This window comes from Oleiphilus sp. HI0043, assembly GCF_001634935.1.
Genome location: NZ_LWEY01001212.1, coordinates 1 through 24,004 on the forward strand (window position 1 = coordinate 1; position 24,004 = coordinate 24,004).

Here is a 24,004-nt window from a genome sequence, read left to right on the forward strand (position 1 = left end):
TGTGGCTGAGAAGCTTGATGATTCCCAAGATAGGCCAGTTGCGTCTTTTGCGAACTTAGGTTTATCAATTGGGGCGGCCGTCACTTTAGAAACAATTTCTCCTGCACGTAAGTATCAGGTAAACCTAATTGGTTTTGTTGAAAATCGTAGCATATTAATTTCTTCTCCCTTGAGAGAAGGTAAAGAAGTGCTTCTGGACAAAGACAGTACAGTGGCCGTTCGGCTTTTGGTGGGTAAGCAAGTCTGTGCTTTTGAAACTCGTGTCGCCTATCGTTCAATTCAGCCTTATAGCTATTATCACTTGGTTTATCCTGAAGAAATTACCGCGCTCCAGATTCGTAACTCTGAACGTGTCACGACAAATATTGAGGCTGAAATAGATAGCGACTTCGATATTTTTGGTGAATGGCCTAAACCTGCTTATATTGATAACTTAAGCAAAACTGGTGCAAGAATGTCTTCTCCCCAGTCATTGGGTGAAAAGGGGCATGAGCTTTTGGTGTCTTTTGAGCTGAGTGCGAGCGGTGTGACTAAGAGAATTTGCCTTCCGAGTATTATCCGCAATATAGAGCTAAATACCGATGAAGAAGTTGGTGAGGAAGGTCGCTATATTGTCGGTATTCAGTTTGTGAACCTGACTGATGAGTATGTGTTAACACTTTCCAGCTACATTTACGAAAATGAACGAAGATAAGGCAATGAGCCAAGCAAGTTTTACTTTTGGTTTGGTGCTTAACCCTCTAGCTGGAATGGGTGGGCCGGCTGCGCTTAAAGGTAGTGATGCAGCATCTACCACAGAAATAGCGATTTCCAGAGGCGTAGAGGCCAAGGCGGCCGATAGGCTAAGAGCGGTTTTAGTCGGTCTGAAAGATTTAGTTTTGCAGGGTAGATTGGCTTCAGTATCATTTTTGTGTGCAGGTGGACAGATGGGCGGAGATATCTGTTCAGAGTTTGCAGATGTCTTTGATATCGAGGTTTTGTTCCAGCCTCCTGAATTAACTCGAGCTGACGATACGCGTGCAGCCGCAGCCGAGATTATGAAACGCTCAATAGATATCCTGTTGTTTGTCGGCGGTGATGGTACTGCGCGTGATATCTACACGGTGATTGGTGATCAGCAGTGCGCTTTAGGGATTCCGGCAGGTGTAAAGATGCATTCTGGCGTATTTGCGGTAACACCTAAGGCGGTGGTTTCGGTGGTAGAAAGTATGGCGAGTCATCGTTTAGTGTCAGCCCGTATGGCAGACGTGAGAGATATTGATGAGGATGCTTTTGCCAAGGGGCTGGTTAAGACTCAGCATTTTGGTGAAATGCTGATACCGGACGATCAGCTTCTGGTTCAGTCGGTTAAATGTTCGGGCATGCTGGATGATGAGTTGATGCTTGAAGAGCTTTGCTCATTTATGAGTGAAGAATTAGAAGATGATACTTTGTATGTCCTCGGCTCAGGCGGCACCTTACAGCACTTGAAGGAAATGATCGGTTTGGAGCAGCCAACATTGCTGGGTGTTGATGTGTGTTTCTTTGATGGTGTAAATGTCACGCTTATCGCGAATGACGTTCATGAGGCTCAGCTATTTGAATTGCTGCAACAATATCCCAGGGTAAAGGTGATTCTCTCTGTTATAGGTGGGCAGGGGATTGTTTTAGGGCGTGGTAATCAACAAATTAGTCCACGAGTTCTTCGGCAGGCCGGTCTCGGTAACCTTCAGTTTATTTCGACTCAAGAAAAAATTAGAGCCCTTAATGGTCGGGCTTTGCATGTTGATAGCGGTTGTGACGAACTTGATAAGCAGTTATCTGGCTTTCATAAAATAATATGTGGCTATGATGATGCACTTATGTACGAGATTAGTTATTTGTCTTAAAAATATAAAAGGAATTAGGTGCACGACCCTGATGTTATTACCCCTCAGTGCCAGCTTCAGGCGGGGCTTTTGACAGCGCTAGATCGTTGTGTGCGGAAAGGGTTGTGGTCTGTTAGTTATCAGAGTATTTGTGAATCAGATGTTGCATGGCTATCGCGAGCTGGCTTGAGGTGCCATGCTTCATAATATGATTGAGTGTATCGATATTCGGCAAGCCCTTCAGGCCTTCAATGATTGGATGAATTTGCTCAGTTAAGACATTAATTTGCTGGTCGTGGCAGATGCTGGACATCAGCTTAAGACCCTTTGAAGTTAGGGTCGCCTGATCAATAGCTTCTTGCTTAAGAGTGCTTTCAAACTTAATGAAGCGCTCTTGCTCGAGCCAAAGCATAGCGCCAAAACAACTTTGAAAACGATCGCTATGTAAACCGTACTCATCAGCTTGGTCTGGGCCTGAGATATCCTCGACGAAGACGTTGCTCTTCATCGGGAAACTCATATACAGTTGCTTCAGAATTTTGGTGCAATCGAGAAAAAACTCTTCAATATGGATGCTGAACATTTAAATGGCTGACCCTAGTTCTCTTCAGGTAATTGTTCGTAAGTTTTTAGGAACAATTCAAAACGCTGAATTGCATCTTCCAGAACGTCTACCCGTGGAAGGAATACGAATCGGAAGTGCTGAGTATCACTGAGGTTAAAGCCTGTTCCGTGAACGATAAGAATACGCTGCTGTTTGAGCAAGTCCAAGACCAATTTTTCGTCGTTTACGATCGGGTAAATCTCAGGGTCTAGTTTAACAAAGAGGTAAAGCGCGCCATCAGGCTTGACGCATGAAACGCCCTTAATATCATTGAGCATTTTCCAGGCAAGCTCACGCTGCTCCCATAAGCGTCCGCCCGGAACGATTAGGTCATTGATACTTTGATAACCGCCCAAAGCGGTTTGAATCGCGTATTGAGCGGGTACATTACAGCAAAGTCGCATTGACGCGAGCATATCGATGCCGTCGATGAAATCTTCAGCATAATGCTTAGGACCGGTAATCATCATCCAGCCAGACCGGTAACCGGCTGCACGATGGGTCTTAGATAGGCCATTGTAGGTCAATGTAAGGACATCTGAAGACAGCGACGCAAGGGGTGTGTGAGTTGCGCCGTCATATAGAATTTTGTCGTAGATCTCGTCAGCTAATAGCATCAGCTTAAACTCTCGAGCAAGGTCGACCAACTCTTTCAGTAAGCTTTCAGGGTAAACCGAGCCGGTCGGGTTGTTCGGGTTAATGACGACAATTGCTTTGGTATTGTCGTTAATTTTACTGCGAATGTCCTCGACGCTTGGGTACCAGCTAGACTCCTCATCACATAGATAATGCACAGGCTTACCGCCACTTAGCGTTACAGCAGCCGTCCATAGAGGGTAGTCAGGTGAGGGGATTAACACTTCATCGCCGTCATTTAGCAGAGCCTGCATAGACATAACAATGAGCTCACTTGCGCCGTTGCCTAAATAGATATCTTCTATGTCAACATTGAGAATGTTTTTTGACTGATAATGCTGCATAACGGCTTTACGTGCAGAGTATAAGCCCTTTGAATCACTATAGCCTTGAGCGTTAGGCAAGTTACGAATGACGTCGGTTTGTATTTCTTCAGGTACGTCGAACTCAAAGGGCGCAGGGTTGCCAATGTTAAGCTTTAGGATTCGATGGCCTTCTTCTTCTAAACGCTTGGCTTCTCGCGCGACTTCCCCTCGAATGTCGTAACACACATTATCAAGTTTGGAAGATTTTTTGATGATTTTCATGACGCAAGAATCCATTAAATTAAGAAATTAAATAAGGCTATCTTTTTACTATAGATCCTATTCTAATAAATTACGCAAGATATGGAACGTAAATTATTAGTCTTACTGATATTTAAGCATAAAGCGCTCAGAACCCTGAGAAGTAGAGATGGCTTAGATCTAAATCAATTTCAGAGTCTTTATTTAGCTTGGCAGCACTAAAATTTCTCTAAAGCGCTTTAAAAACGACAATGAAAAAAGCATTATCCTATTAATAGAAAAATAGATTCGAGGTAGCTATGTCAGAATTCAAAGCAATTGATAACAAAGTTTTAGATGCCAAGCTTGTAGGGCCCTTAGCGCTGTTGCTGGGAAAGTGGCAAGGTGAAACAGGGATGGACATTGCACCGGAGCCCGACGGTGTTGAAGAAAACGCCTTCTATGAAACCTTGGAATTCAAACTCGTGGGTGATGTGAGTAATGCTGAAGAGCAAGACTTGGGCATTGTTCAGTACGAACAAATAGTTCGTCGCAAGCGCGATGACAAGCTAATTCATCATCAGCTAGGCTACTGGACTTGGGATGCTGAGAGCCAAACCATTTGTAATGGCTTTACGATTCCTCGTCGTGTCTCTCTGCTCGCTGGCGGTACAGTTGAATACATCAATAATAAGATGATTATTTTTGTTGAAGCAGAAAATGGCAGCGATACCTGGGGCATTACTGAAGCGGCGTTTATGAGGGAAAAAGCAAATACCAAGTCCTTCAGTCAAACATTGGAAGTGGAGGGGGATCGCTTGCATTATCAGCAAACAACTGTGGTTGATATCTATGGTGAGAGTGGCTTCGAACATACCGATGAAAATACCCTAACCAAGATATCTTAATCTGATCACTTTCTACCGTATCAAGTATTACTCCATGCCCGCGAAACTCCTTAAGAAGGGAGTTTCAAATTGGCCTAAAACGCTTTAGACTTGCACAAAATTTTTCTGCCGAGGCTCCTTATGAATCCCCATTATCCTAACTTGCTAGCCCCTCTCGATCTTGGTTTTACGACTCTAAAGAACCGCGTCATTATGGGTTCTATGCACACGGGCTTGGAAGACCGTTTTTATCATATCGATAAGCTGGCGGCTTTCTTTGCTGAAAGAGCTCGGGGTGGGGTGGGCCTGATGATTACGGGCGGTTTCTCTCCAAACCGCCGTGGTGAGCTTTTGCCTTTGGGCTCTAGAATGGATAATAAACTAACGGCTTTATTGCATCGTCGCGTTACCTCTGCAGTACATAACGAAGGCGGCAAGATATGTATGCAGCTTTTGCACGCTGGTCGTTATGGCTATACGCCTTACAGTGTTTCAGCAACAAATAAAAAATCCCCGATCACGCCTTTTAAACCGAGTAAGCTAAGCTCGAAGCAAATTGAGTCAACCATCAATGACTATGCTAATGCGGCCAAGATGGCACAGTTTGCTAATTATGATGGTATTGAGATCATGGCATCAGAAGGTTATTTGATTAACCAATTCTTGGCTGAACGAGTCAATACACGAACTGATAAATGGGGCGGCTCTGCAGAAAACCGCATGCGCTTTGCTATCGAAACAGTACGTCGTGTACGTGAGGCGGTTGGCGAGAAATTTATTATCGTTTACCGAATGTCGTTGATGGACTTAGTTGACGGCGGTCAGAGTTGGGATGAAATTGAGGTCTTGGCTAAAGAGATTGAAGCAGCTGGTGCTACCATTATTAACACTGGTATTGGTTGGCACGAAGCGCGTATCCCGACAATTGTTACCTCTGTGCCGCGTGCTGCATTTAGTTTTGCGACAGAAAAGCTTCGTAAGACAGTTTCAATTCCTGTGTGTGCTAGTAACAGAATTAATACGCCTGAGATTGCAGAAGATATTATCGAAAAGGGTGAGGCAGATTTAGTCTCTATGGCACGCCCTTTACTGGCTGACCCTTTCTTCGTATCGAAAGCCGAGGCGGGCAAAGGCGATGAAATCAATACTTGTATTGCATGTAATCAGGCATGTTTGGATCACACTTTTCAGATGAAAAGGGCGTCGTGCTTGGTGAATCCTCGAGCTTGTCATGAAACTGAGTTGAAATATTTGCCGACTCAGGACAAGAAGCGAGTTGCGGTTATCGGTGCGGGGCCAGCAGGCATGTCTGCTTCAACGGTATTGGCTGAGCGGGGTCATCAGGTGAGTTTGTTTGATGCAAGCGACAAGATTGGCGGGCAGTTTAACATTGCCAAGCAAGTGCCGGGCAAAGATGACTTTAATGAGACCATGCGCTACTTCGGTAAGATGATTGAAAAGTATGGCGTTGACCTTCGTTTGAATACTTGGGTTGAAGCCGAAGACCTCATCAAAGAGGGGTTTGATGAGGTGATTGTCGCCACGGGTATTTCTCCTCGAACGCCTCCAATTCCTGGTGTTGAACATCAAAAGGTTATGAGTTATCTGGATGTTTTGCGTGATAAAAAGCCTGTTGGTGAGAAAGTAGCCATAATTGGTGCAGGCGGTATTGGTTTTGATGTTGGTGAGTTCCTAGTTCATAAGCACGGAGAAACGCCAGAGGCCGAAAAGCAGCAGTGGTATAAAGAGTGGGGGGTTGATACGCAGCTGAACAATCGTGCAGGCCTAATTGATCCTCAGGTCTCTGCCCCAGAGCGTGAGGTGTTCCTGCTACAAAGAAAAGAGAGTGCTCTAGGTAAGAATCTAGGCAAGACTTCTGGTTGGGTTCATCGAGCTGTGCTTAAGCAAAAGCATGTCACCATGATTCCTGGTTGTCAGTATGATCAGATTGATGACGAAGGCTTGCACATCACAGTGAACGGTAAGTCCCGCACTTTAGAGGTAGATAACGTGATTTTGTGTGCAGGACAGGACTCAAATCGTAAGTTGGCAGATGCTTTGTTGGAAGCGGGTGCTGAGGGTAAAGGGATGAAGGTTCATGTTATCGGTGGTGCAGACCTCGCAGCTGAGCTGGATGCAAAACGAGCCATTGACCAAGGTTCCCGTTTGGCCGCTGAAATTTAATCTCTATAGAGGCTTTTATAAACTAGGCTGCCTTAACCCAATTGATGAAGTCTGACTGATTCATCGGTTTTGCAAAAAGGTAGCCTTGAACTCCTTTTACATCCTTCTTACGCCGTACTTCAAGCTGTGTTGGTTGTTCAATTCCTTCGGCAATAACTTCAAAGTGGAAGTGTTTCGATAGTGCGATAACGGTATCTATCACTCCGTGTGTCGACGGTTCATCAGACAAGGTGCTGATAAAGCTTTTATCAATTTTGATTTCGTTCACAGGCAGGCTGTTTAGATAGGACAGTGAAGAGTAGCCCGTGCCAAAGTCGTCAATAGATATCTTGAAGCCTTTTTGCCTCAACTCATCAAGGATAGAAACGGTTTGTTCCAGGTCCTCTATTAACATCCCTTCCGTTATTTCCAACATAAAATATCCCGGGGAAAGCTCGTAGTGCTCCAGTGTGCGAATCAAGTTCATTGGTAGTGTGTTGGACTTAAGCTGGGAAGGGCAGATATTTACCGATATGCGAAAGTTATCTTTGAGTAAGTCTAAGCGCTTCAACTGACAAAGTGTTTCGCAAGCTTCGGTTAGCATTGCTTCCTGAATTTTATCCATAGCGCCCATGCGTTCGGCAACGGGGATAAAATCATTCGGGTAGATTAGGCCTCTTTCAGGGTGATGCCAGCGAATTAAAGCTTCTGCGGCAATTAGTTTTCCATTCAAATCTACTTGAGGTTGATAATGGGCGTGGAAGGCAAAGTGCTCCAGCGCATCATTGATTTCCCCTTCAACACGTAGGCGGTGATCAATGGACTCCTGAAGCACATCATTATGGAAGCATATTTTTTTGTGGGGAGTCTTTTTCGCTTCATACATAGCGGCATCGGCGTGCTTAAGCAGTTCTATTGCATCGCAATCGAATTCGTTGATGACTGCTATGCCGATGCTCGCGTCGATACGGTAACGTCGGTCTGATAATTCAAAGTGTTTTTCAAGGTCTTTAAGGCTTCGTTGGGCAACTTGAAGAGCTTCTTGCTCTACTTGCTTGCGAGAGCTACTGAGGTCTTCAAGCAAAATAACAAACTCATCGCCACCAATCCTAGCGATGGTATCGACTTCTCTTATAGAGTTTTGAAGCCGCCGGGCCACGGATACCAGAAGTTTGTCACCCACATAATGGCCTATGGAGTCATTGATTCGCTTGAAACCATTGAGGTCGATAAATATCAGGGCGCCAAAGAGGTGTTCTCGTTTAATCCTATCGATAACTTTCTGGGTTCTGTCCATCAAAAGTCGACGATTGGGGAGATTGGTTAGAGCATCGTAAAATGCAAGTTGTTCTATCTGGGTTTGAGCTTTTTGTTGCTGGGTTCGGAGGTTATGCTTCTCTAATGCAATGCTGGTTAGGTGAGTGAAGTGTTCCAGGATTTCTAAATGTGATTCATTTGGTCTTTGAATTTCAGGAAAATAGACAATGAATACTCCCTGGACCTCCTTTTGGGCCGAAAATATGGGAGTTGCCCAGCAGGCTTTAAGGTTTAGTGTTAGCGATAAATGAGCAAAATTTTGGCAATAAAACGTATTTTGCAGGTCTTCAATAATGATGGTTTCACCCGTCTGCGCTGCTATAGCACAGGGCATGCTATCGTGAGCGATCGGTATGCGGTCAACTTTTGAATGGAATAGCTCGGGTAGGCTGGGGGCTGCCAGTTGACGGAGCTCTTCATTCTCGATAATGAAAATAGCGGTCTTGATATGTTCGTCGACAAGGGCTTCGATATGAATAGCAATATCTTGGAGGCAGAGTTTTAAGTCTGCTTCCAGCGCAATTCTGCTTATTAGCGCAGTTTGGTGGGTCAGTAATGCTTGAAGCTGTTCATACCGCATGAAATACCTCTACAGCTAGCGGGTGAGAGATCTTAAATGTCCAACTTGCCAAGCATAATCGGGTTTGCACATTTCACCTGATTATAATTAAGTATTGAATCGATTAATTATTAGCCAGTTTTTTGCCTTATGCAAAGAAATAAAGGCCGTTATAGTTAAGTATTCTAAGTGGTAAATTATCAGCTTAATCCAGTTATTAGTGATTTGAGGCCAGTGTAGAAACAGCTGTTTTTACACTGGCCTCAAATATTGCATGTAAAAAACACCAATATTCGTTTGATACTCTCTTTTCATGCTTACTAAGCTTTGTTAGAATGCGCGCACTTTCCAGCAGTACTGCATTTCAATATGCCCATTTTGCTTGGAATGTTATGGTGACTTTCATTGGTTCCCACGCAATAATAAGCTGTTAACCTGGTCAGGCCCGGAAGGGAGCAGCCATAGCGGTGGATTTATGTGCCGAGGTGTAGCTGGTGGAAGTCATCACCTTAATTTTTCTTCCCTAGTTCTTCTTTCTGAATAGCTACTTCCTGTTGATCTAAGTCTTTAATAATCTCTATATTTGATTCCTTTGAGTCCGAGTGCTTGTGAATAGAAGCTATTTGGATGTGAAAACAAAGTCGTTTTAAGCCTCTTGTCAGTGTACTATAGCGTCTTAAGATTTTAATCGTTTACTTTGCTAAGATGATTTCATGAGTTATCAGGTACTTGCGCGTAAGTGGCGCCCCCAAAATTTCAAACAGATGGTTGGTCAAGAGCACGTTCTTAAGGCCTTGATTCATGCGCTTGAAAGTCAAAGGCTGCATCATGCTTATTTGTTCACCGGTACCCGGGGTGTCGGTAAAACGACAATTGGCCGTATTCTGGCGAAATGTCTAAGTTGTCATCAAGGTATTACTGCTGAACCCTGCGGTCAGTGCGGTGCTTGTACCAGTATTACTGAAGGCCGCTATGTTGATCTGATTGAAATCGATGCGGCCTCTCGAACCAAAGTAGAGGATATGCGTGAGCTTCTGGAAAATGTTCAGTATGCTCCCTCTGAAGGCCGCTTCAAGATATATCTGATTGATGAAGTTCATATGCTCTCGCAATCAAGTTTCAATGCTTTGTTGAAAACGCTCGAAGAACCTCCAGAGCATGTTAAGTTCTTGTTTGCGACAACCGACCCGCAAAAGCTTCCTGTAACGATTCTCTCGCGTTGCCTCCAGTTCAATCTGAAGAATATGTCGCCAGAACGCATTGTTGGGCACCTGCAGAATATCCTTGGTCAAGAGCAGGTTAGTTTTGAGGATATGGCTTTATGGGCGCTTGCCAGAGCTGCTGATGGCAGTATGCGTGATGCGCTTAGTCTGACTGATCAGGCTATAGCTTATGGAAACCATGCACTTACCGAGACTGGCGTTAGTGCAATGCTGGGGACGGTTGACCAGAAAAAGATCTATCGTATTCTGGATTGTTTGATTTCAAGAAATGCGGCAGCGATGCTTGACGAAATTAAAGCGCTCGCCGAATTTTCCCCAAATTATGCTTCAGTGTTAGCGACGATTGCAGAAGTGCTTCATCGTGTGGCTATCGAGCAGGCTGTTCCTGGCGCTTGTGATAACTCTATGGGTGATCAGGAGCACGTCGTTTCCTATGCTCGTAAGTTATGTGCCGAAGATGTTCAGCTTTTCTATCAAGTGGCCTTGGTTAGTCGTCAGGACTTGGCGATTACGCCTGACCCTAAATCTGGCCTTGAAATGGCCTTGCTCAGAATGCTTGCTTTCCAGTTAAGCCCTAGTGATCAGCTAGGAATTGATATTGTCACAGCGCCTGTAGGCAATGAAGTGCCGGTTGCTGAAGAGCAAACTGTGCAAAGTGCTCCGCTAGAGAATAATTTGTCTGAGGACGAAAGCAAAAAAAAAACACTTCTGAATAGTGAAGGTTTAAATGTTGAGGGTGTAGCACAAGTTGAACGGGCACCTGTTGAGACCTCTGAGTCGACTGCCAGCCGCTTACAAGAGCCTGTTGAAACGCAGAGCTTTGCAGAAACTGAGCAGCCTGTTACCAGCGTTGTTGAAAGTCCAGTTCAAGAACCTGTCTCGGAACCAGTGCCTGAACCTGATAAACAATCTACTTTGCGGAATGAGGAAAAATCTCCTATTGCAGAGAGTTCGTCTCAGGATCATGTAGAGAAAAGTGAGCTTGCCGCAGATGTCCTTTCAAGCGGATGGAATAAGCAGGTGACACAATTGGGTCTTAGCGGAATGACGCTTAATTTAATGCTTAACTCAGTGCTAGAAGAGAACCCGGACGGCTTGAATCTTTATTTTGAGGCTGGACACTTTCGTTTGCTAAATCCAAGTCATGAAGGGCGGATTCGTGAATCATTGAGTAAAGAAGTGGCACAAGGGCGAAATATTACTTTCTTCGAGGGCTTAAAGCCCGAACACGAGTCGCCGATGATGTGGCGTGAACGCGTGAAAGCGGAAATGGGGGAGCAAGCAAAACTGAGTGTTGAAAATGACCCCTATGTCCAACAGATGATTAGAGAGTTTGATGGTGTGTTGATTGAAAATAGCATTAAAGCTTTAGGGCAGATTATTTAATAAAATATGATCGCGTGCAGTTGCCTTCTGAAGACGCTCTGCACAATAGTAAGTGGAGAAAAATATGATTGGTGGAAACTTGGGCGATATTATGAAGCAAGCCCAAAAAATGCAAGAAGAGCTTCAAAAGCAGCAAGAAGAAGCTGCGAATGCAGAAGTGATGGGTGAATCCGGTGCTGGCTTGGTGAAGGTTGTGATGAATGGTCGTCATGATGTTATTAAGGTTGAGCTAGATGACACTGTGTTGAGTGAAGATAAAGAGTTTTTGGAAGATTTACTTGCTGCAGCAGTAAATGATGCGGTAAGAAGGATCGAAGAAAAGAACAAAAATGCAATGTCAGGCTTAGCGGAAGGTATGGGCTTCCCTCCTGGCTTCAAAATGCCGTTCTAACGATCGACTTTTAATGCAATTGTGGATGAAATAAGAGTATGACTTTCGGTCCTGTTATTGATGAGCTGATTGAGTCACTAAGAGTTTTGCCTGGAGTAGGGCAGAAGTCTGCCCAGCGAATGGCTCTGTCGCTGTTGGATGAAAAACCCAATGGTGCCCAGCGTTTGGCTAATTCCTTGTCGCATGCTTTGGAAGCAGTAGGCGAGTGTGTGGGGTGTCGAACCTTAAGTGAAAGTGAGTATTGTCATATCTGTCAGGACGCTCAGCGGGAACACAACACTTTATGTGTTGTCGAATCTCCCTCTGATTTGATCGCGATTGAACAGACACATCAGTTTAAGGGTGTGTACTTCGTATTGAAAGGTAGCTTGTCACCACTTGATGGTAAAGGTCCTGCAGAGATCGGCATTCCAGCTTTAATGGATCGAGTCAGCTCATTGTCAGCCAAGGAAATAATATTGGCTACAAACCCAACCGTTGAAGGTGAAGCAACGGCTCATTACATTGCTGAAGTGTTTAGTGAGTCTGATGTACTCATTACGCGCTTAGCGCATGGTATTCCTCTAGGTGGGAATCTTGGTTATGTTGATGGTGGGACGCTTAGTCATGCCTTTTCCGGGCGCAAGCCTGTTATTGAAGAAGGTTGATTAAATGAGTGTCCAGATTATTAATGATGCAGCAGCGCTTACTGAGGCTATAAAGCTTTGTTTAAATGAAACTGTCGTTGCAATCGATACCGAATTTATGCGAACCAACACCTATTTCGCAGCACCGGGTCTCATACAGATTGCAGCAGGCGAGCACGTCTACCTGATTGACCCTTTGGAAGTAGATGATCTCAGTTTGTTAGCGCCTTTGCTAGAAAGTGAGTCAGTGGTCAAGGTCTTGCATTCGATGAGTGAAGATATTGAGCTTTTGTTTCATTCGACGGGTGCGCGCATCAAAGCCGCGTTTGATACCCAGTTGGCGGCAGCATTTTTGGGTTTAGGGCCGTCGCTTGGTTACCAAAAGCTTGTGCAAGAGGTGCTTGGGCATGAGCTAGACAAGTCTGAAACGCGCTCCGACTGGCTGCGTCGCCCTTTGTCTGATAGCCAGTTAGCTTATGCTGCGAAAGATGTTGAGTATTTGCTGACGCTTTATTCTGAGCTGCAGGCACAGCTTTCAGCCAAGTCTTTTATGGCAGCGGTATTAGAAGAAAGTGCTTCATTGGTTCAGCAGTTTTTTCAGTCTTGGGATGCACCAGAGAATGCTTATTTGAAGCTGCGTGGTGGCTGTGAGCTTAAAAAGGTGGATCAGTCTTTACTAAAAACGCTGGTTATGTGGCGTGATGACTTGGCACAATCAAAAAATATTCCTAAACCTTGGGTGTTTTCAGATACAAGTTTGATTCAAATTGCTGAAACACATCCAGAAGTTTTGTCTGACCTGAAGCGTATTAAAGATATTCAGCATAAATCTATTCGCCGCTATGGCGAGGAATTGTTGGAAATAATTGCGGAGTTTAGTGATTCAGAAATTGACTTACGCCCGATTGACCGACCGGTTAGAGGCCGGGAGCTGGATTATTACCAGAAGCTAAAAGCGATAGTCGCGCAGGTCGCCAAAGATTCGGGGATTGCTGTTCAGTTACTGGGCTCAAGAAAAATGTTAGAACGTGTTGTCATAAATGTTCGTCGGCATGGCGATAAAAGTTTGCCTAACGAGTATTTGGGATGGCGCAAGCCTTGGTTAGCAGAAAAAATGTCAAAGGCGCTAGGAATTTAGGAGAAATGATGACGCAATATACCTCGAGTACGAAACGATTTTGCTCGGTTTATAAGAGTAAAAAGAAGCAGGAAATGTACTTATACCTCGACCGAGCGGATGAACTGACTTCTTTGCCTGATGCACTGATGCAAATATTTGGGCAAGCTGAGCATGTGATGGATATGATACTCACGCCAGAAAAGAAATTGGCCCGTGCGGATGCTAAGAAAATTTTGGACGATATTGCTGAGAAAGGCTTTTATTTGCAGATGCCGCCAGCAAAAGACCCGGAAATGTTGGATTTATATAAGCCACCTAAAGATAGTTTGCACGGCTAAATTAATGACGGTGAGACGAGTCAATTGGCGGTAGATAAGTTTTTTTGGAAAGAAAAAGCCTTAGACCAGCTTTCGAAAGAAGAGTGGGAAGCTCTGTGTGATGGCTGTGGTAAGTGCTGTATGCATAAGCTCCAGGATGAAGACAGCGATGACTTGCTGTTTACCTGTATCAGCTGTGAATATCTGGATACGGATGCTTGTCAGTGTACTGTCTATTCCAAGCGAAACAATTATGTGCCTGACTGTCTTAACCTAAGTGTGACTGATTTACCTGAGGTCTCGGTATGGCTCCCTGAAACTTGTTCTTATCGTTTGCTATTTGAAGGGAAGCCGCTACCCCAGTGGCACCCCTTGATCGCGGGTAGCAAAATTATGATGCATGAAAATCACATTTCGGTGCGCTCAAAAGCAATCAGCGAAAGCCTGGTTTCAGAAGACGATTGGGAAGACTACATAATTTAGTTTGTTATGGCTGTCAGGCAGATGAACTACACTAAAAATTGCGAATTAATAATGAGATGGGCTCGCTCGATCTTGTTTAGTTGATATAGGCTTAAGGATAGATAGTTGGAAAGTTTTTCATACCTTGCTGCGTGGGCAGTGTACCTGATTTCCGCGCTCGTGATGATTGCCGTATTTTGGCGAATGACCAGAAATCTCAAGCTACGTCGAACCCGGCGATCTTTAAGGGTTCTGGTTGCCGTCCTCTTGTTAACGCCTATCAATATTGCGACAGATGCAAGTATTTGGCTGGCACCCGCCTACCTTGTTGGTGCTTATGACTGGGTTTTGGGTCACACAGATAAAGCGCTTCAAGCAGGGGTTTATATTGCCGCCGCTTATGCATTAATGATCGTTGTGGTGATGTTGGAATCGGTTATGAGAAGACTCTTGGGTATGGAGAAGGCTGGATGAGTGGTATCGAAACAGGCTTGTATCAGCATTATAAGGGGGCTGAATACGAGGTACTTGGCCTGGTCACGCATAGCGAGACAGAGGAAAAGTTGGTTGTCTATAGAGCTTTATATGGCGAGTTTGGATTGTGGGTGCGTCCTTTAGATATGTTTAAAGAGTCAGTGTCCATCAACGGTCTAGAGCAAGATCGCTTTAAGCTCATCAATGCCTATAACGTCGAGCTAGGAAAACATTTACCTTCATCACTCTAAACTTAGTGAAACACACTAATCTTCTATAAAAACAACAGGTAAGCGTTAATTTAAGAGAAAATACTTTTAATATCGCATTGTTGTTGTTGTAAAACCTGCTATAAATTATCTATGTTCGACTAATTTTGTCCATAATGCCTCATTTGTTTGGGCCGGGATCATGCAGGGGAATCTATGAACTCCAAACTATCATTTGCGCGCCAGGTGATAACGCAAAAGCTGAGAGGGCTTAGCCTTATTAAGCGTATGTTAACACTGGCGGTCTTCGTCAATGTATTAATTTCAGCTAATGCTTTCGCACAAGATGCCGCTGCTAATGAAGCGGGGGCCGATATACGTATGCTGATCGATATCTCCGGGAGCATGAAGAAGAATGATCCGGCCAACTTGCGAATCCCGGCGGTTAACCTATTAACTGAGCTGATTCCCGATGGCGATGAAGCGGGTGTTTGGACTTTTGGTCAATGGGTTAATAATTTGGTCAAGTTAAAAGCTGTTGATGAGCAATGGCGTCTTGACGCTAAAGAAAAAGCAAAGAAAATCAATTCTGTAGCGCTATATACAAATATTGGGGCAGTGCTTGAGAAGGCTTCTGATGATTTTTATAAAGAAGGTAAGGACTTCTCGAATACTCATTTCATTCTACTGACTGATGGCATGGTCGATATTGATAAAGACCCCGAGAAAAATGCCTCAGAACGTGAGCGTATTCTAACTTCAGTGATGGCTACCTTTAAAGAGAAGGGCGCCAAGATTCATTCAATCTCTTTGTCAAAAAATGCTGATAAATCCTTAATGGATAAGTTAGCTATTCAAACGGGTGGACAATCGGCGGTTGCCGAGACCCCTGAAGACCTGACTCGAATTTTTCTCCAAGCTCTTGAACAGGCCGTTCCTAGTGAGCAGGTACCTATCGAGGGAAATGAGTTTGTTATCGATTCTAGCATCGAAGAATTTACTGCTTTGATCTTTAGAGGGGATGGCAGCATTCCGACCGAAATTCTATCTCCTGATGAAAAAGTATATAGCTATGAAAACCAGGGTGAGGATATCAAATGGTATCAGGATAAAGGTTATGACTTGATTACTGTCAGTCGTCCTTTAGAAGGCACGTGGAAGATTAACTCCGAAGTTCAACCAGGAAGCCAGGTGACAGTGGTTAGTAACTTGCAGCTTAATGTTAGCAAACTACCGGTCAATTTCTTCGCTGGTGATCCCTTGAATGTTGACGTTAGCTTTAGTGAAGAAGGGAAGACAGTTACTAATCCTGATTTTTTGCAGTTATTAGATGTGCAGCTGCAGCTTAAAACAGAAAGCAATAAAACGGCTAAGAAGTCTATGTCGGATGAGGTTCCTGAAGACGGCGTTTTTAGAGAAGCTATTCGTAAGTTAAGTAAGGTCGGTCAGTATGAAGTGACGGTCTTGGTTGATGGGAAAACCTTTAAGCGTAAGAAACGCCAGATTATTAATTTGAGAGCGCCTTTTGATTTTGAATTTTCGGTTAAAGGGGAAGGAGATGAAGCTCATTATGCGCTAGTGGTCACGCCGATGAGTGAGACGATATCTCTGACTGATACCAATATATTTGCGAAGGTAAATGCTCCTGATGGGAGTAGTTTAATCAATGCCTTGGAATTAGATGCCGAGGCGGGGCGCTGGGTATTACCGATTAAGCCAGATAAAGGCGATGGCTTGTATAAAGTGGCTGTTAAGGTAAAGGCCGAGACGATTGAAGGAAAGAAATTCAAGTTCAAGCCTAAGCCTTTTGAGGCTGAGTTCCCGATACCGGCGGGTGCTTCAAATAATATCGTGTCAGTGAACGAGCAAGAAGATGCCCCAGAAGAGTTGCCTGCAGAGGCAATTGCGGAAGAAAAGGTAGAAGAGCCGAAAGCTGAAGAACCTAAAGAGGAAGCGAAAGAAGAGCTGCCTCAGCCAGCCGAAGAGCCCGTTAAGGAAGAGGTGGAAGAGCCTGTTGAAGAGCCCGAAGCGGAAGAAGAGCTGGTAGAAGAGTCAGAAGACGATATGATGATTTGGTTTATTATCGGCCGCGGTGTTCTAGGGGGCTTGCTCTTGGGTGGCTTAGCCTTCTATTTGCTTAAAAAGCGTCAGGCGAAAGAGGAAGAAGAGGAAGTTGAAGAAACAGAAATCCTGAGCGATCAGGATGTTGAAGAAATTGCAGAAGATGTAGAAACTGAAGCGAGTGCTGAGGTGGAAGAAGAACCCGAAGCAGAACCGGATGATGGCTTAGACTTTGTTGAAGAGCCACCCGAAGAAGTTCCAGTTGCCTCTCAGGAGCCAGAGGATGAGCCGCTTGTTGAGTTGGAAGAGGATGATGAGCCGCTAGTTGAGTTGGAAGAGGATGACGAGCCGCTTGTTGAGCTTGAAGAGGATGACGAACCTTTAGTAGAGCCTGAGCCTGAGCCTGAAGAGGTCGTGGACCTATCTACCGATGACTTAAGTGATGTCGCTCAGGAGCTTGAGCTTGATGAGCCGGAAGAGGCCGATGCGCTGGACATTTCCGGGGATGACGAGGACCTGGCTGCCGATATTGCTCAAGCGATTGAGGATGCTGCGGATGAGCCTGAAGAGGACTTGGAAAAGGAAATTGAAGATGCATTGGATCTAAGCGACCCGCTGGATGACGACGATGACGAAGAGTTCAACTTGGAAGACTTCGATATCGGTGACACAGATGACCTGCCCTCAGATGAAGAAAAGGATAAGGGCGCTTAATCTAAGCGTCTGCTGATGATTTTGTAGGGTGATCGGGCAAGGTTCGAGATAGATTTCAAAAGTGTTATCTTTTTCACGCTTTTTATTATTAAAGGACTTGCATGACAAAAATGCTCTCCCTATAATACGCCCTCACTCGATCTGAGGGCGTAACTCTCTGTAAATAATCGGGTTTTAAGAGGGGTGTTATTACTTCTCTCTTGTATGATCAAGTAAAAAATCACACCAGATTAAGCGGGAATAGCTCAGCTGGTAGAGCACAACCTTGCCAAGGTTGGGGTCGCGAGTTCGAATCTCGTTTCCCGCTCCAATTTATCTTTATTACCTATCGATCATTAAATTCGGCTCATTCTTCAGTCGAGACCTTCTTTATGGTCTAAACTTATTGCTATTTAGTACATTATGAATATCTGCGCGCCTAGCTTGGCTTGGCTTTTCGTAGAGCATTTGCATGATAAGATTTTAGCGGTGAATTTGCTGCTTTCCTGGAGGGTAAGATGTCGGGTGTTTTGGCTTCGGTCGATCAAAGAACCAAGCTGGTAGGTGAAAATCGCTTAGAGTTGCTTATGTTTAAGCTTAGCGGTCATCAGACCTTTGCAATCAATGTATTTAAGGTTCAAGAGGTTCTGAATTTACCAAACCTAACTGCGATGCCTCATCGTCATCCTTGTATTTGTGGTGTCACTCACTTTAGGGGGCAGACTGTCCCCGTTATCAATTTAAGTCAGGCAATTGGTATGAGGCCGCTTGAGGTTAACAGTGAATCCATTATTGTCGTCTCTGAATATAATCGAAGTGTGCAGGCTTTTTTGGTTGCCGGAATAGAGCAAATAGTTAACCTCAATTGGGAAGATATCATGCCGCCTCCGGTAGCGGCGGGTAGGGCGCATTACTTAACGGCCATAACACGCTATCAGGAACAGATTGTCGAGATTATTGATGTAGAGAAGGTCTTGTCAGATATTTCTCCGTATTCAACTGATGTCTCTGAAGAGCTTCTCGAGAATGAGTTGATTGATTCATTAGGAGAAAAGTTTGTTTTGGTGGTCGATGACTCACCGGTCGCAATTGCACAGGCGACCGGTACGATAGAAAAGCTAGGTTTACCTACCATTACTGCACCAAATGGCTTAAGAGCTTATGAAATGCTTAAGGAGTGGGCGGATAATGATCCGGAAAAGCTTAAGCAATGCTTACTTGTGCTAACAGATGCCGAGATGCCGGAAATGGATGGTTATCGACTAACGACTGAAATTCGTAAAGATGATCGATTGAGCCACTTTTATGTAATTATGCATACTTCTTTGAGTGGTAGTTTTAACCAGGCTATGGCAGAGCGAGTTGGGTGTAATCGCTTGCTATCCAAATTTCAGCCTGATGAGCTTGCAACAGCTGTTCTTGACTACGTCAAAGAACAGGCTTCTTAAATGTCTGAATATAAAATTTCCGCTTTGAATATTCATCCGGTCAAATCTCTTGGTCCGGTATCCTTAAGTGAAGTTGAAATTGATCGCTTTGGTTTGCGTTTTGATCGACGTTTTATGTTGGTGGATGATGCCGGGCGATTTATTACTCAGCGAAAATATAGCGCCTTAGCCAAAGTTTCTGCAAGCTTTGATGGTAGTACTTTAAATATATCGGACGAGGGCATTCCTGAGGTCAGTTTTTCGCTAAGTGAGTTTTCTAAAGAAGCTGATGTATGTGTCTGGTCTGATGAAGTGGGTGCGCTCACCGTACAAGACCGCCGGACACAAGTTATTTCAGACTATTTGGGGGTGAATGTGGCTTTGGCCTATATGCCTGACTCAACTTTTCGCCAGGTCGACCGTGAGTTCTTTGCAGAGAGCCAGCAAGTTAGCTTTGCTGACGGTTTCCCGATTTTATTGACTAACCAGGCCTCATTAGATGACCTGAATAGCCGCTTGGAAGTTCCTGTTGGCATGAACCGTTTTCGGCCGAATATTGTGCTTGAAGGCGATATCCCTTTTCAAGAAGACTCGTGGAAGCGTATTGCTATCGGTGAGATAGAGTTTGCATTAGTTAAGCCATGTAGCCGCTGTATTATGACTTGCATTGATGAGCATGGCGAGATTGGCAAAGAGCCTCTAAAGACGCTAGCTAAGTATCGAAAAAACGATTTTGGTGTTTGTTTCGGACAGAATATGGTTCAACTTAATACAGGGAAAATCTCACTCGATGATAAGCTAAGAGTAATTGAGGTGCTTGAAGAGGGATAGGTAAAGCGCTTCAGCCTATTTCTAAACATAGAAATAGGCATTTAACTGAAAGGTACTTGCCTTAGAAAAGCTCGATTTCGTCCGAGGTATCGTCAGTGCTGTCTTTTTTGGCACTAAAGTGATGTTTGTAAATATCCAAAGCTTCGTCAACACTTGCGCCGTTCATGATGTGTTGGAACATGATGCGCTCTTCTTCCATTGTGTAGTTCGACATGATGTCTTCTTGCAGCTTAGACCATGCCATTGGGTTGTAGAGTTGCTGAGGATCACTTACCAGATTACTCAGCCAACCTAGATCTCGCTTGACGTGGTCTAGACGTTGAGTGAGTCGATCGTAGAATTGGAAGGCAACAATTGCACTCATAATCTGCTGGTGGATCTCTGCAGCACTGAGCTTAATAGACTCCAGGTCAGTTCCTGAGGTGTCATTTTCTTCACCTTTATGTGAATCAATAACTTCCTTCAGTTGACTGGCAATATAGGTAAACGACTGAGTCAGCTCTGTTACTGACTTTTCGCCGTCTGTCATGGTGCACTCTACCTGAGACACAGCTAGGGTCAGCATGTTGATCGTTTCGCGAACCTGACTCCAGTCCAAGTCTGGTTTTTTCGCGGTAGATGTTACCGGATTGTTAGACAATGCGAATCTCCATTACATTTAACAGTGGTGACAAATTAAAAGTCGTGCATAATGCCTGCATGCATTGCAGTGCCAGCTTATTCTATGAAGGATAGTTGAAAATCATCAGTTGGCGAGCCAATTTTACGAAAACATAAAAGATTTAGTAAAAAAATATATGAGTATAATCCGCTTTGAAAATGTGTCATTAGCGTATGGCCACCGCCCCTTACTGGATAACGTTACGTTTGCGATTGAAGAGGGACAAAAGATTTGCCTGCTGGGTAGAAATGGCGAGGGAAAGTCTTCATTAATGTCATTGCTAATGAAAAGTAGTGATCCGGACTCCGGTGTCATAAATTTTCAAAAGGGTCTTAAAGTAGGGGCTTTGCCTCAATCCATGCCCGATGCTGATGAACGTAACGTTTTTGATGTCGTTGCTGAAGGCCTACCGGAAATTGGTCAGGTCTTAAGTGAGTATCACCATCTGATCAATAGTCAGGATGAAGCTGCAGACCTGCAAAAGTTAGAGAAGCTGCAAGACAGAATCGAGTCATTAAATGGCTGGGATTTTGATACTCGGATCGCCAGCATGCTTAAGCGTTTTGGTTTGCATGAATCGATGCAGATGAAAGACTTATCCGGCGGTTGGCGGCGGCGGGTAATGCTTGCCCGAGCCTTAATCAATGAACCCGACCTGCTTTTACTAGATGAGCCGACTAACCATCTGGACATCGAAACTATCAAATGGCTGGAAGCCCGCTTAGCAGAATATCGTGGCGCGTTATTGTTTGTCAGTCACGATAGAGCGTTTATTAAGGCTTTGGCCTCCAATATTATCGAGTTGGACAGGGGAAATATCACAGCTTTTAACGGAGGCTATAGCGACTACCTGAAAGAGAAACAGCGTTTGCTTGAGGAAGAAGAACGTCAAAATGCTTTGTTTGACAAGCGCTTGTCTGAAGAAGAAGTTTGGATTCGCCAGGGGATTAAAGCAAGGCGTACTCGAAACGAAGGGCGTGTCAGGGCCTTAAAGGCCATGCGAGATGAGCGTAAGCAAAGAGTCAATCAGCAAGGTAAGGCTGAAATAAAAATAGCCGAAGCGGAGAAGTCAGGAAAGCTGGTGGCAGAAGCCGAGCATGTGTCGCTTGCATTTGATTCGGGACGTAAGGTTATTGATGATTTTTCATTAACAGTGATGCGAGGCGACAGGATAGGCTTAATTGGAGCAAATGGTGCCGGTAAGACGACTTTATTGAAGGTATTGCTTGACCAGTTAAAGCCAACAAGTGGGTCTGTACGTTTGGGGAGTAAACTGGAAGTTGCTTATTTCGATCAGCTTCGAGGTGGACTGGATTTTACTAAAACAGTTTTTGATAATGTTGCCGATGGCCATGACTTTGTTGAAATGGATGGCAAGTCCCGTCACGTAATGAGTTATCTCAATGACTTTCTATTTACAGCAGAGCGTGCTCGCTCACCTATCACCGCCTTGTCCGGTGGTGAAACGAATCGCTTATTGTTAGCGCGTTTATTTGCCAAACCGGCAAACGTTATTGTAATGGATGAGCCAACCAACGACCTTGATGTTGATACCTTGGAATTGTTGGAAGAGCGTTTGGCTCAGTTTCAGGGAACACTGCTTATTACCAGTCATGACCGGGACTTTATAGATCAGGTCGTCACGAGCACCTTAGTATTCGAAGGTGAGGGGAAAATTGGCGAGTATGTTGGTGGGTATAATGACTGGGTCAGACAAACCGGTGGTCGTTTACCAACAGAGGGGCAGTATACAAACGATAAGGACAATGCCGCTAAACCGCTTGAAAAAGAACTTGTTCCAACAAGCAGTTCCACCGAGAAACAAAGTCCTGCTGTCTCGCAGAATAAACCAAAAAAATTGAGTTATAAATTAAAGCTCGAGTTGGAACAGTTGCCTGCGAAAATAGAGAAAATGGAGTCGAGGATTGAAGAGCTTCAGGCTCTTATTGTGTCGCCTGAGTTTTATCAAAAAGACCATGAAGAAATAGAATCTGTTACGGCTGAACTAGCGGCACTTGAAGATGAGTTGTCGCTTGCTATGGAACGTTGGATGGAGTTGGAAGATGCTTAAATCAGAGCGTAACGATAGAGGGCCAGTGTAATGGGTTTGTGGGTAGCGCTACTCATTACTTTGGCTGTATTTGGGTCGGTTTTATGGGTTATGCCTTCACCCAGAGAAAAGTCGCTGACGGCAATGCGCGCACGTGCTCTGGAATTGGGGCTGAAGGTAAGGTTGCTCGACGAAAAACTGGCGAAGTCACTTTTTTATTGGATAGATAATTATCGTCCTTATACCTTGTATGAGTGTTTGTTGCCTAGAGAGGCCAAGCCAAGTTCACACAAAGCGCGAGTGATCCGCCTGAGTGTTGATCACGATGCACATGAGCTTGACGCTAGGGATGAGCTCAAAGAGGCGTTGGAAAAGGAGGGGGTCTTTGAGGGCTTGCCTGAGACCTGTGAAGCCTTGGTGATTTCACAAGGTGGCTTAGCTATGTTGTGGCGAGAGCAGCAAAAGTCTCCAGAATCCCTGGAAGAGGTGGAAAGCGTTAAGCGCTGCCTGGAAAGCTGTAAGCAATATGCGAAATATTGGTTAGCCTAGAAAATTGAGACATAAAAAAACCGAGCTACATGGCCCGGTTTTTTTATGTCTCAGACTATTAAGTATTAATTACATCGTCTCAAGAGCTTGCTCAATGTCATTAATAATCTTTTTTGAGTAAAGGTTAACGATGAAGTTAACACGATTCTCGTTGTAATTTACGTAAGAGTTCTTAATGAAGTCCCATTTGGTATTCGCAGAATCTAATAGCTTGAACGAGGTCTGTTTACCTTCAGCCATAGCCATCAATTCTTGCAGCTGTTTACCGAACTCTTCAGCAAGAGAATCGATCGTTACTTCTTTATCGACATCGCCGCCTGCATATACCTGACTAACCGTAGAAGTTGTTCTTGCTGAATACTTGGTCATCATTAGGGCAAGGTTAGTTGCTGTATCACGGCTTAGCTGGGTTGTCTTACTTGGCTTTATACTCGCGCCTGCTTGAATAGCATCATAAAGGCCGCTTAATGCTGCATTGAGTGCAATGTTATTGGTCGCCATGTCGCCCGCTAAGCGAAGGTCAGGGTAGCCTGTCTTCTCAACTTCACGTACGTTCTGCTTGAGTACTTTTTGGTAGGCTTTCCATGCAGCGGCGACTGCTTCAAACTGTTCCGAGGTCTCACCCGAATCTGTTTCACCTTGAATTGCGTTAAAAAGCTCGGCCATTGTTGTGAGCGAGGCATTGATATCTTCCAGGTCTTTTTGAGCACCTTGGTTTGCACTGAAGTTATAAAAGCCATTAATAGAATAATAAGAGTTGATCTGGCTTTGGTAGATGTTTTCCAGGACTGATTTTGACGAATTCTCGGCCGCATGGCTTTGTGTTGATGTGAACAACAATACGAAAATAAATGGAATAACAGCGCTTAGGCGGTTAAAAGTGATGTTCTTGAAATACATTAATTGCGACTCCATGTTTTTATTTCTAACGAGATATTTAGTTCAGTGTAGTATTTAATGCTTAAC

22 protein-coding genes, 1 tRNA gene and 1 other RNA gene are annotated in these 24,004 nt (G+C 44.4%); 19 read left to right on the forward strand and 5 right to left on the reverse strand.

What is annotated here, in order from left to right; all coding sequences use genetic code 11:
* Both A3729_RS14475 and A3729_RS14480 read left to right on the forward strand, forming a co-directional pair.
* A partial coding sequence (locus A3729_RS14475; protein ID WP_068634016.1) for a flagellar brake protein occupies nt 1-694 on the forward strand: 694 nt, incomplete at its 5' end.
* Between the two features lie 4 nt (nt 695-698).
* On the forward strand, nt 699-1,868 hold the full coding sequence (locus A3729_RS14480) for an ATP-NAD kinase family protein (protein ID WP_068514798.1): 1,170 nt from the start codon (nt 699-701) through the stop codon (nt 1,866-1,868).
* A 112-nt stretch (nt 1,869-1,980) separates the two neighbouring features.
* On the opposite strand, the gene A3729_RS14485 is transcribed toward A3729_RS14480, so the two are convergent.
* Nucleotides 1,981-2,430 (reverse strand): hypothetical protein, encoded by a 450-nt coding sequence (locus tag A3729_RS14485; RefSeq protein ID WP_068513932.1) that lies wholly within the window; start codon nt 2,428-2,430, stop codon nt 1,981-1,983.
* 14 nt (nt 2,431-2,444) lie between these two features.
* On the reverse strand, nt 2,445-3,674 hold the full coding sequence (locus A3729_RS14490) for a pyridoxal phosphate-dependent aminotransferase (RefSeq protein WP_068514753.1): 1,230 nt from the start codon (nt 3,672-3,674) through the stop codon (nt 2,445-2,447).
* Nucleotides 3,675-3,952: 278 nt separating this feature from the next.
* Between A3729_RS14490 and A3729_RS14495 the strand changes: the two genes are divergently transcribed.
* Together A3729_RS14495 and A3729_RS14500 are read left to right on the forward strand one after the other, a co-directional pair.
* A complete protein-coding gene (locus A3729_RS14495) occupies nt 3,953-4,540 on the forward strand; it encodes a heme-binding beta-barrel domain-containing protein (RefSeq protein ID WP_068514756.1) in 588 nt (195 codons plus the stop codon).
* Between the two features lie 120 nt (nt 4,541-4,660).
* Nucleotides 4,661-6,703, forward strand: a complete 2,043-nt coding sequence (locus A3729_RS14500; RefSeq protein ID WP_068514757.1) for an NADPH-dependent 2,4-dienoyl-CoA reductase — start codon at nt 4,661-4,663, stop codon at nt 6,701-6,703.
* Nucleotides 6,704-6,725: 22 nt separating this feature from the next.
* Here A3729_RS14500 and A3729_RS14505 read toward each other — a convergent pair whose 3' ends face one another.
* Nucleotides 6,726-8,579: a bifunctional diguanylate cyclase/phosphodiesterase gene (locus A3729_RS14505; RefSeq protein ID WP_068634017.1), complete on the reverse strand. Its 1,854-nt coding sequence runs from the start codon at nt 8,577-8,579 to the stop codon at nt 6,726-6,728.
* 382 nt (nt 8,580-8,961) lie between these two features.
* Between A3729_RS14505 and ffs the strand changes: the two genes are divergently transcribed.
* From ffs to A3729_RS14570, 13 genes are all read left to right on the forward strand, one after another.
* Nucleotides 8,962-9,058, forward strand: an RNA gene (ffs, locus tag A3729_RS14510) — signal recognition particle sRNA small type.
* A gap of 213 nt (nt 9,059-9,271) precedes the next feature.
* Nucleotides 9,272-11,167: a DNA polymerase III subunit gamma/tau gene (gene dnaX, locus A3729_RS14515; protein WP_068514763.1), complete on the forward strand. Its 1,896-nt coding sequence runs from the start codon at nt 9,272-9,274 to the stop codon at nt 11,165-11,167.
* A gap of 64 nt (nt 11,168-11,231) precedes the next feature.
* Complete coding sequence (locus A3729_RS14520) at nt 11,232-11,558, forward strand: YbaB/EbfC family nucleoid-associated protein (RefSeq protein ID WP_068507357.1); 327 nt, start codon at nt 11,232-11,234, stop codon at nt 11,556-11,558.
* Nucleotides 11,559-11,596: 38 nt separating this feature from the next.
* Nucleotides 11,597-12,205, forward strand: coding sequence for a recombination mediator RecR (gene recR, locus A3729_RS14525; RefSeq protein ID WP_068514766.1), 609 nt, complete (start codon nt 11,597-11,599; stop codon nt 12,203-12,205).
* A gap of 4 nt (nt 12,206-12,209) precedes the next feature.
* Nucleotides 12,210-13,322: a ribonuclease D gene (gene rnd / locus A3729_RS14530; RefSeq protein ID WP_068514769.1), complete on the forward strand. Its 1,113-nt coding sequence runs from the start codon at nt 12,210-12,212 to the stop codon at nt 13,320-13,322.
* Between the two features lie 5 nt (nt 13,323-13,327).
* Nucleotides 13,328-13,642, forward strand: coding sequence for a YcgL domain-containing protein (locus tag A3729_RS14535; RefSeq protein WP_231872079.1), 315 nt, complete (start codon nt 13,328-13,330; stop codon nt 13,640-13,642).
* A gap of 24 nt (nt 13,643-13,666) precedes the next feature.
* Nucleotides 13,667-14,104 carry a YcgN family cysteine cluster protein gene (locus A3729_RS14540; protein ID WP_082865207.1) on the forward strand — a complete coding sequence of 146 codons (438 nt, stop codon included), beginning with the start codon at nt 13,667-13,669 and terminating at the stop codon, nt 14,102-14,104.
* 105 nt (nt 14,105-14,209) lie between these two features.
* A complete protein-coding gene (locus A3729_RS14545) occupies nt 14,210-14,557 on the forward strand; it encodes a hypothetical protein (RefSeq protein WP_068514779.1) in 348 nt (115 codons plus the stop codon).
* Nucleotides 14,554-14,808, forward strand: coding sequence for a DUF1653 domain-containing protein (locus tag A3729_RS14550; protein WP_068514784.1), 255 nt, complete (start codon nt 14,554-14,556; stop codon nt 14,806-14,808). The genes A3729_RS14545 and A3729_RS14550 overlap by 4 nt, the downstream gene beginning before the upstream one ends.
* Nucleotides 14,809-14,982: 174 nt before the next feature.
* Nucleotides 14,983-17,541: a vWA domain-containing protein gene (locus A3729_RS14555; protein ID WP_068514789.1), complete on the forward strand. Its 2,559-nt coding sequence runs from the start codon at nt 14,983-14,985 to the stop codon at nt 17,539-17,541.
* A gap of 234 nt (nt 17,542-17,775) precedes the next feature.
* Nucleotides 17,776-17,851: transfer RNA gene (locus A3729_RS14560), tRNA-Gly, on the forward strand.
* A 187-nt stretch (nt 17,852-18,038) separates the two neighbouring features.
* Complete coding sequence (locus A3729_RS14565; protein WP_068509728.1) at nt 18,039-18,968, forward strand: chemotaxis protein; 930 nt, start codon at nt 18,039-18,041, stop codon at nt 18,966-18,968.
* A complete protein-coding gene (locus A3729_RS14570) occupies nt 18,969-19,778 on the forward strand; it encodes an MOSC domain-containing protein (protein ID WP_068509730.1) in 810 nt (269 codons plus the stop codon). It abuts the gene before it with no gap.
* Nucleotides 19,779-19,839: 61 nt separating this feature from the next.
* On the opposite strand, the gene A3729_RS14575 is transcribed toward A3729_RS14570, so the two are convergent.
* Nucleotides 19,840-20,418, reverse strand: coding sequence for a hypothetical protein (locus A3729_RS14575; RefSeq protein ID WP_082865206.1), 579 nt, complete (start codon nt 20,416-20,418; stop codon nt 19,840-19,842).
* A 157-nt stretch (nt 20,419-20,575) separates the two neighbouring features.
* On the opposite strand from A3729_RS14575, the gene A3729_RS14580 reads away from it, so the two are divergent.
* Together A3729_RS14580 and A3729_RS14585 are read left to right on the forward strand one after the other, a co-directional pair.
* The gene (locus A3729_RS14580) at nt 20,576-22,510 is read left to right on the forward strand and encodes an ATP-binding cassette domain-containing protein (RefSeq protein WP_068509732.1); all 1,935 of its coding nucleotides are present in this window, start codon (nt 20,576-20,578) and stop codon (nt 22,508-22,510) included.
* Nucleotides 22,511-22,540: 30 nt separating this feature from the next.
* On the forward strand, nt 22,541-23,038 hold the full coding sequence (locus A3729_RS14585; protein ID WP_068509734.1) for a hypothetical protein: 498 nt from the start codon (nt 22,541-22,543) through the stop codon (nt 23,036-23,038).
* Nucleotides 23,039-23,107: 69 nt separating this feature from the next.
* Here A3729_RS14585 and A3729_RS14590 read toward each other — a convergent pair whose 3' ends face one another.
* The gene (locus A3729_RS14590; RefSeq protein WP_068509737.1) at nt 23,108-23,953 is read right to left on the reverse strand and encodes a hypothetical protein; all 846 of its coding nucleotides are present in this window, start codon (nt 23,951-23,953) and stop codon (nt 23,108-23,110) included.
* Between the last annotated feature and the right edge of the window lie 51 nt (nt 23,954-24,004).

Bases quoted from the DNA above. Each gene is read 5' to 3' on its own strand.
- A3729_RS14480 (WP_068514798.1), top strand. From the start codon at position 699: ATGAGCCAAGCAAGTTTTACTTTTGGTTTGGTGCTTAACCCTCTAGCT.
- A3729_RS14485 (WP_068513932.1), bottom strand. From the start codon at position 2,430: ATGTTCAGCATCCATATTGAAGAGTTTTTTCTCGATTGCACCAAAATT.
- A3729_RS14490 (WP_068514753.1), bottom strand. From the start codon at position 3,674: ATGAAAATCATCAAAAAATCTTCCAAACTTGATAATGTGTGTTACGAC.
- A3729_RS14495 (WP_068514756.1), top strand. From the start codon at position 3,953: ATGTCAGAATTCAAAGCAATTGATAACAAAGTTTTAGATGCCAAGCTT.
- A3729_RS14500 (WP_068514757.1), top strand. From the start codon at position 4,661: ATGAATCCCCATTATCCTAACTTGCTAGCCCCTCTCGATCTTGGTTTT.
- A3729_RS14505 (WP_068634017.1), bottom strand. From the start codon at position 8,579: ATGCGGTATGAACAGCTTCAAGCATTACTGACCCACCAAACTGCGCTA.
- dnaX (WP_068514763.1), top strand. From the start codon at position 9,272: ATGAGTTATCAGGTACTTGCGCGTAAGTGGCGCCCCCAAAATTTCAAA.
- A3729_RS14520 (WP_068507357.1), top strand. From the start codon at position 11,232: ATGATTGGTGGAAACTTGGGCGATATTATGAAGCAAGCCCAAAAAATG.
- recR (WP_068514766.1), top strand. From the start codon at position 11,597: ATGACTTTCGGTCCTGTTATTGATGAGCTGATTGAGTCACTAAGAGTT.
- rnd (WP_068514769.1), top strand. From the start codon at position 12,210: ATGAGTGTCCAGATTATTAATGATGCAGCAGCGCTTACTGAGGCTATA.
- A3729_RS14535 (WP_231872079.1), top strand. From the start codon at position 13,328: ATGATGACGCAATATACCTCGAGTACGAAACGATTTTGCTCGGTTTAT.
- A3729_RS14550 (WP_068514784.1), top strand. From the start codon at position 14,554: ATGAGTGGTATCGAAACAGGCTTGTATCAGCATTATAAGGGGGCTGAA.
- A3729_RS14555 (WP_068514789.1), top strand. From the start codon at position 14,983: ATGAACTCCAAACTATCATTTGCGCGCCAGGTGATAACGCAAAAGCTG.
- A3729_RS14565 (WP_068509728.1), top strand. From the start codon at position 18,039: ATGTCGGGTGTTTTGGCTTCGGTCGATCAAAGAACCAAGCTGGTAGGT.
- A3729_RS14570 (WP_068509730.1), top strand. From the start codon at position 18,969: ATGTCTGAATATAAAATTTCCGCTTTGAATATTCATCCGGTCAAATCT.
- A3729_RS14580 (WP_068509732.1), top strand. From the start codon at position 20,576: ATGAGTATAATCCGCTTTGAAAATGTGTCATTAGCGTATGGCCACCGC.
- A3729_RS14585 (WP_068509734.1), top strand. From the start codon at position 22,541: ATGGGTTTGTGGGTAGCGCTACTCATTACTTTGGCTGTATTTGGGTCG.
- A3729_RS14590 (WP_068509737.1), bottom strand. From the start codon at position 23,953: ATGGAGTCGCAATTAATGTATTTCAAGAACATCACTTTTAACCGCCTA.